This is a genomic window from Pseudomonas sp. BRG-100 (genome assembly GCF_000737955.1).
GTDB classification, from domain to species: Bacteria; Pseudomonadota; Gammaproteobacteria; order Pseudomonadales; family Pseudomonadaceae; genus Aquipseudomonas; species Aquipseudomonas synxantha_A.
Map to the genome: position 1 here is coordinate 1,894,853 of NZ_JPRX01000001.1, position 11,919 is coordinate 1,906,771.

Annotated in this window: 13 protein-coding genes; 8 read left to right on the forward strand and 5 right to left on the reverse strand. The window is 57.4% G+C overall.

Annotation, left to right across the window (positions count from 1 at the left end; all coding sequences use genetic code 11):
* Window positions 1-102 precede the first annotated feature (102 nt).
* The 4 genes from metG (at window position 103) to JH25_RS18710 (ending at window position 4,194) form a co-directional block, all read left to right on the forward strand.
* A complete protein-coding gene (metG, locus tag JH25_RS18725) occupies window positions 103-2,154 on the forward strand; it encodes a methionine--tRNA ligase (RefSeq protein WP_032877525.1) in 2,052 nt (683 codons plus the stop codon).
* A gap of 87 nt (window positions 2,155-2,241) precedes the next feature.
* The gene (rsxB, locus tag JH25_RS18720; protein ID WP_032877526.1) at window positions 2,242-3,210 is read left to right on the forward strand and encodes an electron transport complex subunit RsxB; all 969 of its coding nucleotides are present in this window, start codon (window positions 2,242-2,244) and stop codon (window positions 3,208-3,210) included.
* A 58-nt stretch (window positions 3,211-3,268) separates the two neighbouring features.
* Window positions 3,269-3,907: an endonuclease III gene (gene nth, locus JH25_RS18715; RefSeq protein ID WP_032877527.1), complete on the forward strand. Its 639-nt coding sequence runs from the start codon at window positions 3,269-3,271 to the stop codon at window positions 3,905-3,907.
* Between the two features lie 107 nt (window positions 3,908-4,014).
* Window positions 4,015-4,194: a PA3496 family putative envelope integrity protein gene (locus JH25_RS18710; protein ID WP_005785279.1), complete on the forward strand. Its 180-nt coding sequence runs from the start codon at window positions 4,015-4,017 to the stop codon at window positions 4,192-4,194.
* A gap of 82 nt (window positions 4,195-4,276) precedes the next feature.
* Here the strand turns inward: JH25_RS18710 and JH25_RS18705 are convergent, their stop codons facing one another.
* The 3 genes from JH25_RS18705 to JH25_RS18695 form a co-directional block, all read right to left on the reverse strand.
* On the reverse strand, window positions 4,277-4,909 hold the full coding sequence (locus tag JH25_RS18705) for a response regulator transcription factor (RefSeq protein ID WP_005785278.1): 633 nt from the start codon (window positions 4,907-4,909) through the stop codon (window positions 4,277-4,279).
* Window positions 4,910-5,541: 632 nt separating this feature from the next.
* The gene (locus JH25_RS18700; RefSeq protein ID WP_005785276.1) at window positions 5,542-6,759 is read right to left on the reverse strand and encodes an argininosuccinate synthase; all 1,218 of its coding nucleotides are present in this window, start codon (window positions 6,757-6,759) and stop codon (window positions 5,542-5,544) included.
* Between the two features lie 128 nt (window positions 6,760-6,887).
* A complete protein-coding gene (locus JH25_RS18695) occupies window positions 6,888-7,796 on the reverse strand; it encodes a flagellar protein MotY (RefSeq protein ID WP_032877528.1) in 909 nt (302 codons plus the stop codon).
* 156 nt (window positions 7,797-7,952) lie between these two features.
* Between JH25_RS18695 and pyrC the strand changes: the two genes are divergently transcribed.
* Together pyrC and rnt are read left to right on the forward strand one after the other, a co-directional pair.
* Window positions 7,953-8,999 carry a dihydroorotase gene (gene pyrC, locus JH25_RS18690; protein WP_005785273.1) on the forward strand — a complete coding sequence of 349 codons (1,047 nt, stop codon included), beginning with the start codon at window positions 7,953-7,955 and terminating at the stop codon, window positions 8,997-8,999.
* On the forward strand, window positions 8,996-9,667 hold the full coding sequence (rnt, locus tag JH25_RS18685) for a ribonuclease T (protein WP_005785271.1): 672 nt from the start codon (window positions 8,996-8,998) through the stop codon (window positions 9,665-9,667). The genes pyrC and rnt overlap by 4 nt, the downstream gene beginning before the upstream one ends.
* Window positions 9,668-9,733: 66 nt before the next feature.
* Here rnt and JH25_RS18680 read toward each other — a convergent pair whose 3' ends face one another.
* Window positions 9,734-10,336 carry a peroxiredoxin gene (locus JH25_RS18680; protein WP_003172097.1) on the reverse strand — a complete coding sequence of 201 codons (603 nt, stop codon included), beginning with the start codon at window positions 10,334-10,336 and terminating at the stop codon, window positions 9,734-9,736.
* Between the two features lie 244 nt (window positions 10,337-10,580).
* Here JH25_RS18680 and JH25_RS18675 point away from each other — a divergent pair, with 244 nt between their 5' ends.
* Both JH25_RS18675 and bfr read left to right on the forward strand, forming a co-directional pair.
* Window positions 10,581-10,799 carry a bacterioferritin-associated ferredoxin gene (locus JH25_RS18675; RefSeq protein ID WP_005785268.1) on the forward strand — a complete coding sequence of 73 codons (219 nt, stop codon included), beginning with the start codon at window positions 10,581-10,583 and terminating at the stop codon, window positions 10,797-10,799.
* Between the two features lie 200 nt (window positions 10,800-10,999).
* Entirely contained in the window at window positions 11,000-11,470 is a 471-nt protein-coding gene (bfr, locus tag JH25_RS18670) for a bacterioferritin (protein WP_032877530.1), read from the forward strand.
* A gap of 61 nt (window positions 11,471-11,531) precedes the next feature.
* Here bfr and grxD read toward each other — a convergent pair whose 3' ends face one another.
* Window positions 11,532-11,870, reverse strand: coding sequence for a Grx4 family monothiol glutaredoxin (grxD, locus tag JH25_RS18665; protein WP_005785264.1), 339 nt, complete (start codon window positions 11,868-11,870; stop codon window positions 11,532-11,534).
* Between the last annotated feature and the right edge of the window lie 49 nt (window positions 11,871-11,919).

The following is an 11,919-nucleotide window of genomic DNA, read 5'->3' on the forward strand; positions in this document are numbered from 1 at the left end:
CTTTCGAGGTTCCGGAAGATTCTGAAACAGCGTCACGGGGTGAAATAAATTTCCCGGCGCTTTATAGTGGCCGACCTCCGTTTCATCAAGTAGCCGAGCCCCATGTCCGAGCCACGCAAGATCCTCGTCACCAGCGCCCTGCCCTATGCCAATGGTTCCATCCATCTTGGCCATATGCTTGAGTACATCCAGACCGATATGTGGGTGCGCTTCCAGAAGCATCGCGGCAATCAATGCATTTATGTCTGCGCGGACGACGCCCACGGTTCGGCCATCATGTTGCGCGCCGAAAAGGAAGGTATCACCCCGGAACAACTGATCGCCAACGTGCAGGCTGAACACAGCGCCGACTTTGCCGAGTTCCTGGTGGACTTCGACAACTTCCATTCGACCCACTCCGACGAAAACCGCGAGTTGTCGAGCCAGATCTACCTGCGGTTGAAGGAAGCCGGGCACATCGACCAACGTTCGGTGACCCAGTATTTCGACCCGGAAAAGAAGATGTTCCTGGCCGACCGCTTCATCAAGGGCACCTGCCCCAAATGCGGCACCGATGACCAGTACGGCGACAACTGCGAAAAATGCGGCGCGACCTACGCACCGACCGACCTGAAGGATCCCAAGTCGGCGATCTCCGGTGCCACTCCGGTGCTCAAGGACTCGCAGCACTTCTTCTTCAAGCTCCCGGATTTCCAGCAAATGCTGCAAACCTGGACGCGCAGCGGTACCTTGCAGGACGCCGTGGCCAACAAACTCTCCGAATGGCTCGACAGTGGCCTGCAGCAGTGGGACATCTCCCGCGACGCGCCATACTTCGGCTTCGAGATCCCGGGCGAGCCGGGCAAGTACTTCTATGTATGGCTGGACGCGCCGATCGGCTACATGGCCAGCTTCAAGAACCTGTGCGACCGCACCCCGGAGCTGGACTTCGACGCGTTCTGGGGCAAGGACTCCACTGCCGAGCTGTACCACTTCATCGGCAAGGACATCGTCAACTTCCACGCGCTGTTCTGGCCGGCGATGCTTGAAGGCTCGGGCTACCGCAAGCCGACCGGCATTGCCGTGCACGGCTACCTGACGGTGAACGGGCAGAAAATGTCCAAGTCCCGTGGCACCTTTATCAAGGCGCGCACCTACCTGGACCACCTGTCGCCTGAATACCTGCGCTACTACTACGCATCCAAGCTGGGCCGGGGTGTCGACGACCTGGACCTGAACCTGGAAGACTTCGTACAGAAGGTCAACTCGGATCTGGTGGGTAAAGTCGTCAACATCGCCAGCCGTTGCGCCGGGTTTATCCACAAGGGCAACGCCGGTGTACTGGTAGCCGAGAACGCCGCACCGGAACTGACCGACGCCTTCCTGGCCGCCGCACCAAGCATCGCCGACGCCTATGAGGCCCGCGACTTCGCCCGCGCCATGCGCGAAATCATGGGCCTGGCCGACCGTGCCAACGCCTGGATCGCCGACAAGGCCCCGTGGTCGCTGAACAAGCAGGAAGGCAAGGAAGCTGAGGTTCAGGCTATCTGCGCCACCGGCGTCAATCTGTTCCGCCAGTTGGTGATCTTCCTCAAGCCGGTGCTGCCATTGCTGGCCGCCGATGCTGAGGCGTTCCTGAATGTGGCGCCGCTGACCTGGAACGATCACGCCACCTTGCTCGGTAATCATCAGTTGAACGCGTTCAAGCCCTTGATGACCCGCATTGACCCGGTGAAAGTCCAGGCCATGACCGATGCTTCGAAAGAAGACCTGGTCGCCAGCCAGACCGATACCGGCCAATCTGCGCCTGCGGGCAATGGCGAACTGGCCAAGGACCCGATTTCTCCGGAAATCGATTTCGACGCCTTTGCCGCCGTGGACCTGCGCGTAGCACTGATTATCAAGGCCGAAGCCGTGGAGGGCGCCGACAAGTTGCTGCGCCTGACATTGGATATCGGTGACGAACAGCGCAACGTGTTCTCCGGGATCAAGAGCGCTTACCCGGACCCGTCCAAGCTCGATGGGCGCCTGACCATGATGATCGCCAACCTCAAGCCACGGAAAATGAAGTTTGGCATTTCCGAAGGCATGGTGATGGCGGCGGGCCCTGGCGGCGAAGAAATCTACCTGCTGAGCCCCGACAGCGGCGCCAAGCCGGGCCAACGCATCAAGTAATTCCTGCAAAATGCCCCGCTGTTGCCACGGCGGGGCTTTTCAGCTTGCCCACCTCCCTGGGCCGGGCGTCAACGCTATGATCACAGCATGAACCTCATTCAACGTATCGACGCGCTGCTGCCGCAGACTCAATGCGGCAAGTGCGGGCACCCGGGTTGCAAGCCTTATGCAGAAGGCATCGCCAGGGGCGAGGCCATCAACAAGTGCCCGCCCGGTGGGCAGGAAACTATCGCCGGGCTTGCGCAACTGCTACACCTGCCAGTGCTGGACCTGGACACCAGCCGCGGGGAAGCGCCCGCGCAGATTGCCTATATCCGTGAGGCCGAATGCATCGGTTGTACCAAATGCATCCAGGCTTGCCCGGTGGACGCCATTGTGGGCGCCGCCAAGCTGATGCACACCGTGATTACCGACGAGTGCACCGGTTGCGACCTCTGTGTCGCCCCCTGCCCCGTCGACTGTATCGAGATGCGTGCGCTCGCTGACGTACTGCCTATCGTGGGCGGCTTGGCAGGCACCGATGACGAGCGGCGTGAACGCGACCTCAAACGTGATCGGGCGCGACGGCGTTTCGAACAACGCAACGCCCGCCTGCAACGTGAGGAAGCCTGCAAGCTCGCCGAACGCCTGACACGGGCCAAACGCGCAGCTGCGGTGGAAACGACACAGGTCAATAATCATCAGGCCGCTCAGGACGCCGCGATCAAGCAGGCCAAAATCAGCGTCACCATGAGTCGCGCTCAATTGCACAAATCGTTGAAGGCGTTTGGGCATCCCCCTACCTTTGAGCAACAGTCGCAATTGATTATGCTGCAACGGCAGTTCGAGGCTTGCGAACAGGCGCTTGCCGCGCTGGAGGCCAACAGTGCGCCGCCGACAACGCCCCCCAAGAGCGCCGACCTCAAGCGTGCAAAAATCCAACTGGCCATGCGCCGAGCCGAGTTGAAAAAGGCCCAGGCCGAGCAGGCTGGCGAGCAGCAACTGGCAGCCTTGAGCGCTGCGTTGAACGCCGCCGAGCAGACGCTGCAGGATGCCGAGGCCAACACCGACGCCTGAACCTGCGCTTTGCATTGCTAACATCACGTCGACCGCCAGCAAGGAAACGTCCGCCCCTATGAATGCCGCAAAACGCCTGGAAATCTTCCGCAGGTTTCATGAAGACAATCCGGAACCGAAAACCGAACTGGCCTACTCCTCCCCTTTCGAATTACTGATTGCGGTGATCCTGTCAGCCCAATCCACGGACGTCGGTGTCAACAAGGCCACGGCGAAGCTGTATCCCGTGGCCAATACCCCGGCCGCGATTTACGCCCTGGGTGTGGAAGGTTTGTCCGAGTACATCAAGACCATCGGCCTGTATAACAGCAAGGCCAAGAATGTGATCGAAACGTGCCGCCTGCTGGTAGAGCTGCATGGTGGTGAAGTCCCGAAAACGCGCGAAGCCCTGGAAGCCTTGCCAGGGGTGGGCCGCAAAACGGCCAACGTGGTACTCAATACCGCATTCCGGCAGTTGACCATGGCTGTGGATACGCACATCTTCCGGGTCAGTAACCGAACCGGCATTGCGCGGGGCAAAAATGTGGTCGAGGTGGAAAAGCAACTGATGAAGTTCGTGCCCAAGCCGTATTTGCTCGACTCCCATCATTGGCTGATCCTGCATGGGCGCTACGTTTGCCAGGCTCGCAAGCCCCGCTGCGGCAGCTGTCGCATCGAAGATCTGTGTGAATACAAGGACAAGACGTCCGACGATTGAGCGACCATTGATTTTTTTGATCAGTCGATTGAAAAAATCTTTTTTACCCGTTCGCAGATTATCGCTATAAGGAGCCCCAATGGCAGTCTTAGCCCGGAGTTAATCTTATGAGCGCTGGCAAAGAACAACTGGAAGTGGAAGACGACCTCGCTGAGTCGGATGAGGACGCGGTAGAGACACCTGTAGAGGTAGCCAAGACCAATTTGAGCAAACGTCGCACTATCGACAATCTTCTGGAAGAGCGACGCTTGCAAAAACAGCTGGCCGATTACGACTTCGATCTGTGATCGATGCGTGAACGACCGGAAGCCTCCCTGACGGAGGCTTTTTTCTGCCGGATACACGGGTTTTGAGCGGTGCAACGTCCTCCTACACCAAGCCGTTGCGCTGGGCCAACTCGATCAGGTCCACAAGGGAGCGGGCATTGAGCTTGAGTAGCAGGCGAGTCTTGTAGGTACTGACGGTTTTGTTACTGAGGAACATGCCGTCGGCAATCTCCTTGTTGGTTTTGCCACGTGCCAGTTGCTGCAGCACCATCATCTCTCGCCCCGACAAGCGTTCAACCATTTCAGCTTCGCTGGCGTTGCCCATGGTTGAACGCACTGAATTGAGCGCCTGGTTCGGGAAGTAGCTGTAGCCGGAGAGCACCGCCTTGATGGCGCTCAACAACTCGGTAAGATCCTGCTGCTTGCAGACATAGCCGGCCGCCCCTGCCTGCATGCAGCGCATGGAAAAATGGCCAGGGGCCTGGGACGTCAGCACCAGCACCTTGAACGATATGGCTTGCTTGGTTGAAGCCAACCGGCAAATCACCTCCAGGCCGTCGAGCTTGGGGATTCCGATATCCAGTATCACAATATCCGGCATGTGTTCCCGTGCAAGTTGCAACGCATCGACACCGTTATCGGTCTCGGCAACGACCTCATAACCATGACGCTCCATTAGCATGCGCACAGCAAGACGAATGACGGGATGATCATCCACGATCAGCACTTTATTCATGAGAAAGTCCAATTTCGCTGTTCGAATTATTTAGAGCAAACACAATAGCCTAGTCGATTACTAGTTGGCATAGCATTCCACCCCGAGCAACGGCAGGGAGAGACCCAACCCACAGGAAGATAGGAATTAGCCTACAAAAAATCGCAAACTTAGATGTATAGGGCTTTATGGATGCTTTCAGACTTTTCTCGACGCGCACATATTTTGAGTGAAATGTCCTTGGCATAAGCCTATGAAGGTAAACGCACCGCACAAGACTTTCAGGAAATACCCCTTGCCTGGAGCCTGGCTGCACGCAGAACGACAAGGAAAGCCCGTCTGTATTAGTTCCATTTAACATATTTATAGATTTCCATAATTCCTACAGAAAATTCAACGAATAACCTCGCTATTGCAGTTACATGAGTGAATTTTCTGTCAGACATAGTTCCTCAGCAGATGTAAAAAATCATTCAGCGTTAAAAACAAAACGCAAAAAAGTAAAACAACCAGTAAAGTTTCAGAAAAAACACACTCAAGCACCCGCTAAACACTGATAAACATCATTGCCCTATTTATGTTCATCCAATAATAAACAAGCAAAAAAAATGGCCCCTTGGATAAGGGGCCATTTTTCACAACCGAGGCAACACTCAGAACAACGAGCGCCCCTTGTTGGCAGCAATCCGCATACGCAGGGCGTTCAGCTTGATGAAGCCCGCCGCATCCGCCTGGTTATAGGCGCCACCGTCTTCTTCAAACGTCGCAATGTTGGAGTCGAACAGCGACTCATCGGATTTACGACCCGTGACGATCACGTTGCCCTTGTAGAGTTTCAGGCGCACAACGCCGTTCACGTGGGCCTGGGAGGCGTCGATCATCTGTTGCAGCATCAGACGCTCAGGGCTCCACCAGTAACCGGTGTAGATCAGGCTGGCGTACTTGGGCATCAGCTCGTCTTTAAGGTGGGCGACTTCACGGTCCAGGGTGATGGATTCGATGGCACGGTGAGCACGCAGCATGATGGTGCCGCCCGGGGTTTCATAGCAGCCGCGGGACTTCATGCCCACATAGCGGTTCTCGACGATGTCGAGACGGCCGATACCATGCTGGCCACCGATACGGTTGAGGGTCGCCAGCACGGTGGCCGGAGACATTTCAACGCCGTCCAACGCGACGATGTCGCCGTTGCGGTAAGTCAGTTCCAGATACTGTGGCTTGTCTGGAGCGTTCTCCGGGGAGACGGTCCATTTCCACATGTCTTCTTCGTGCTCGGTCCAGGTGTCTTCCAGCACGCCGCCCTCATAGGAGATGTGCAGCAGGTTGGCGTCCATCGAGTACGGCGACTTCTTCTTGCCATGACGCTCGATCGGGATCGCGTGCTTTTCAGCGTAATCCATCAGCTTTTCACGGGAGAGCAGGTCCCATTCACGCCAAGGGGCGATCACTTTTACCCCTGGCTTGAGTGCATAGGCACCCAGTTCGAAACGCACCTGGTCGTTGCCCTTGCCAGTGGCGCCGTGGGAAATGGCATCAGCGCCGGTTTCGTTGGCGATCTCGATCAGACGTTTGGCGATCAGCGGACGTGCGATGGAGGTACCCAGCAGGTACTCACCTTCGTAGACAGTGTTGGCGCGAAACATCGGGAATACGAAATCGCGGACGAACTCTTCGCGCAGGTCGTCAATGTAGATCTCTTTCACGCCCATGGCTTGCGCCTTGGCACGTGCAGGTTCGACCTCTTCGCCCTGACCCAGGTCAGCGGTGAAGGTCACCACCTCACAGTTATAAGTATCCTGCAGCCACTTGAGGATCACCGAAGTGTCCAGGCCGCCGGAATACGCGAGAACGACCTTGTTTACGTCGGCCATGCCATCACTCCACGGGGTTGTACGGAAAGGCAACGATTCTACCGATCAAAACCGCGAAATTACAGGGGCGCGACAGCAAATGAAGATAAAGCGACAGATTATGTCGAGTGGGCGACCGATGGTCGCACCTACGAGGTAGCCGCCGGGTTGCTCGGTACCGTGGCTTGGGATGCCGGTTTCTCGGGGGCAGCGACCCGCTCAAGCTGGATATTCACACGGCGGTTGCGGGCGCGGTTGGCGGCACTGGTGTTGGGTGCCAGAGGGTAGCTCTCGCCGTGGAAACGCAGGGTGATCTGCGATTCCTGAATGCCATTGGCCTTGAAGTAATCCATCACCGCCAGGGCGCGGCGGCGCGAGACGTCGCGATTGGTCAGGCGATTGCCACTGTTATCCGAGTGGCCGTTCAACTCGACATGATTGACGGTAGGGTCGGCCTTCATGAACGCAAGAATCACAGACAGCTTCTTCCTGGCGGCAGCGTCCAGCTCAATGCCGCCACCGGGGAATCCGACTTCAGTCTGCTTGACCTGATCGTAATTCATGGGCAACAGCTTGGCAGTGCACGACTGATAGTCGCTGTAAGCCTTGCTGAACCTCACCGGCAGCAGACGCACCTCCGAGTACCCGCCCTCGCGCGCGTAATGCCGTACGGTCGGGCTGCGCCCCTCAAGCAATCCAGTGAACAGGCGCCCGGCCTGGGCCTGGGAGCTATTGAACAGTACGTCGCCACTGCCGACACGTACCGCCCCGAGGTTGATATCGCCTCGGCCCGGCTGCCAGGGCGCAGCGGCGGCCAACAAGGTTGCCGAGCCTGCGCCAAACGCACCGTTATAGGCTTTCAGGCGAAACGTCGCCTGCTCGCCGGCCCGGCGCACGAACTCCCCGGAACCAAAGTCGGTGATCGGCTGCGTCAGGCGGCACTCGAACTGGTCGCCCTCTACCTTCCACTCAATATTCTCCAGACGGGTCTGGAACGTGAGGGCCATAGCGGGCAGGCTGGCGAACACACTGAGCAGGGCTAGATAATGCTGGCGCACGGGAGGCTCCACTGGTTTCTACAACACTTCAAAGCGTCATACATCGTTAGGGCATACCCGGGGATATCGGTCGCATCCGGCAAAACTTGATAGCGAGTGCCTGCAAGAGTCTTTTCCGGTAGCATTCCCACCAGATTGACCCGCCTGGAATCCCCAATGTCCGACCGCCTGACCCTGCTGCGTCCCGACGACTGGCATATTCATCTTCGCGATGGTGCTGCGTTACCCCAAACCGTGGCCGATGTGGCGCGCACGTTTGGCCGTGCCATCATCATGCCTAACCTGGTACCTCCGGTGCGCAATGCCGCAGAAGCCGACGCCTATCGCCAGCGTATTCTCGCTGCACGACCGGCCGGCAGCCGCTTTGAACCGTTGATGGTGCTCTACCTGACCGACCGCACCCAGCCTGAAGAGATTCGCCAGGCCAAGGCTAGCGGCTTCGTCCACGCTGCCAAGCTCTATCCGGCCGGCGCGACCACCAACTCTGATTCCGGCGTGACCAGTATCGACAAGATCCTGCCGGCGATCGAAGCCATGGCCGAAGTTGGTATGCCGTTGCTGATCCATGGGGAAGTGACCCGTGGCGATGTGGACGTGTTCGATCGCGAGAAAATCTTCATCGACGAACACATGCGTCGTGTGGTCGAGTTGTTCCCGACTTTAAAGGTAGTGTTCGAGCACATCACCACCGCCGATGCCGTGCAGTTCGTCACCGAAGCTTCGGCTAACGTTGGCGCGACCATCACCGCTCACCACCTGCTCTACAACCGCAACCACATGTTGGTGGGCGGAATTCGGCCGCACTTCTATTGCCTGCCGATCCTCAAGCGCAACACTCACCAGGTGGCACTGCTGGATGCCGCCACCAGCGGCAGCCCGAAGTTCTTCCTGGGCACCGACTCGGCGCCCCACGCCCAGCACGCCAAGGAAGCCGCATGCGGTTGTGCCGGATGCTACACGGCGTTTGCCGCCATCGAGCTGTATGCCGAAGCATTCGAACAGCGCAATGCCCTGGACAAACTCGAAGGTTTTGCCAGCCTCAATGGTCCGCGTTTCTACGGCCTGCCGGCGAATACCGACCGCATTACCCTGGTCCGTGAAGATTGGACCGCCCCCGCCAGCCTGCCGTTTGGCGAGCTGACCGTTATCCCGCTGCGCGCCGGTGAAACACTGCGCTGGCGCCTGCTGGAGGAAAGCAAGTGAGTGAAGACCATTACGATGACGAACAAGAGCACAGTGGCGGCGGCTCGCGCCACCCGATGGCCGAGCGTTTTCGCGGTTATCTGCCGGTTGTCATCGACGTAGAAACCGGTGGCTTCAACTGCGCCACCGACGCCCTGCTGGAAATCGCCGCAACCACCATCGGCATGGACGAACAGGGTTTCGTGTTCCCGGAACACACCCACTTCTTCCGTGTCGAGCCGTTCGAAGGCGCCAATATCGAAGCCGCGGCCCTGGAGTTCACCGGGATCAAGCTCGACCACCCGCTGCGCATGGCCGTCAGTGAAGAAGCAGCACTGACCGATATCTTCCGTGGCGTGCGCAAGGCGCTGAAGGCCAATGGCTGCAAACGCGCGATCCTGGTCGGCCATAACAGCAGCTTCGACCTGGGCTTCCTGAATGCCGCCGTGGCGCGCCTGGACATGAAGCGCAACCCGTTTCACCCGTTCTCAAGCTTCGACACTGCCACCCTTGCAGGCCTGGCGTATGGCCAGACCGTACTGGCCAAAGCCTGCCAGGCAGCGGGTATCGACTTTGATGGTCGTGAAGCCCACTCGGCGCGCTACGACACCGAAAAGACCGCCGACCTGTTCTGTGGCATCGTCAACCGCTGGAAACAGATGGGTGGCTGGGAAGACTTCAACGACTGAGCCTGCACCGCCCCTCCCATAAAAAACCGGCCTTTTCAGGCCGGTTTTTTGTACCTCGACGCAGGCTTACAGCTTGCCGGCGTTCTCGGTCAGGTAAGCGGCAACGCCTTCTGGCGAAGCGTTCATGCCTTTGTCGCCTTTTTTCCAGTTGGCAGGGCAGACTTCACCGTGCTCTTCGTGGAATTGCAGGGCGTCAACCAGGCGGATCAGCTCTTCCATGTTACGGCCCAGCGGCAGGTCGTTGATGATCTGCGAACGCACGACGCCCTTGTCGTCGATCAGGAACGCGCCACGGAAAGCGACGCCACCTTCAGACTCAACGTCGTAGGCCTTGGCGATGTCGTGCTTCATGTCGGCAGCCATGGTGTATTTGACTTTGCCGATGCCGCCGTCGTTGATGGCGGTGTTGCGCCAGGCGTTGTGGGTGAAATGGGAGTCGATGGACACGGCAACCACTTCTACGTTGCGCGCCTTGAAATCGTCCATGCGGTGGTCCAGGGCGATCAGCTCCGAAGGGCAGACGAAAGTGAAGTCCAGCGGGTAGAAGAATACCAGGCCGTATTTGCCTTTGATGGCTTCAGACAGTTTGAAGCTGTCTACGATTTCGCCATTGCCGAGGACGGCTGGAACGTCAAAATCCGGGGCTTGTTTACCGACGAGTACGCTCATTGGATATCTCCTGATATAGGGGGTGACGATTGAAGTAAAAGGACCGGTCGAGTCTGCCTGTGGAAGCAGACAGAAATATGACGCAATCACGCTTCGTGAAGACCGACCATCATACACCGAAAAAACCGTTCGTCAGCGCACGGGCAATTCCTCTCGGATTGCTGCTGAAACTATTTTGACAATCATTCTCGTTAACATTAAGATCCATCGCACTTAAGCCATAAACCCGCGACGGTTCTCACTTATGTATGTCTGCCTCTGCACTGGCGTCACCGACGGACAAATCCGCGAAGCGATCTACGAAGGTTGCTGCAGCTACAAAGAAGTGCGTGAAACCACGGGCGTTGCCAGCCAGTGCGGCAAATGCGCCTGCCTCGCCAAGCAAGTGGTACGGGAAACCCTGACGCAGCTGCAAACAGCCCAGGCCGCGATCCCCTACTCGACAGAATTTACACACGCCTGATAGGCATGTTTTAAAGAGCCGGACCTTATGTCCGGTTTTTTTATGCCTGTAATTCAATTAGTTAGCGCCAAGACGCGGAACACAAACATTCTTATTCCGATTAATTTTCATTTATTATTCAATAACTTAGGTTTGACACTGGGATTTTCACCGCTCAGACTCCCCCTTATACACAGCTATTACAGGGCAGGACCCCAGTCATGAAAGGCGACATCTCAGTCATCCAGCGACTCAACAAAATCCTTGCCAATGAACTGGTCGCGATCAATCAGTACTTCCTGCATGCGCGCATGTACGACGATTGGGGCCTGGAAAAGCTCGGCAAGCGTGAATACAAAGAATCGATCAAGGCCATGAAGGACGCCGACGCGCTGATCAAGCGCATCCTGTTCCTGGAAGGTCTGCCGAACGTGCAGGACCTGGGCAAGCTGAACATCGGCGAGCACACTCAGGAAATGATCGGCAGTGACCTGGGCTTTGAGCGCAAAAGCCACAGCGACATCAAGGCAGCGATTGCCCACTGTGAGACCAAAGGCGATTTCGGCAGCCGTGAGCTGCTGGAAGACATCCTGGAAGACCAGGAAGAGCATATCGACTGGCTGGAAACCCAGTTGGGCCTGATAGACAAGGTCAGCCTGGAGAACTACCTGCAATCGCAGATGGGTGAATAACCCCTACATACAAAAAAGCCCCGCTCTCGTCAGAGAAGCGGGGCTTTTTATTGCAGGTCAATCAAGCTTCAGTCTTGGCTGCCGCTTTTTCCGCTGCGTCTTTGATCAGCGCTTGCAGCGAACCATCGGCTGCCATTTCAGTGATGATATCGCTGCCGCCAACCAGCTCACCGGCTACCCACAGTTGCGGGAAAGTCGGCCAGTTAGCGTATTTAGGCAGGTTGGCGCGAATTTCCGGATTCTGCAGGATATCCACGTAGGCGAACTTCTCGCCACACGCCATGATGGCCTGGGAGGCTTTTGCGGAAAAACCGCACTGAGGAGCGTTAGGCGCGCCCTTCATGTAGAGCAGAATGGTGTTGTTGGCAATCTGGTCTTTGATCGTTTCGATGATATCCATGGAACACCTCGGCTGGAACTTTGCGACTCACAGGTCGGCACGGTGGCGC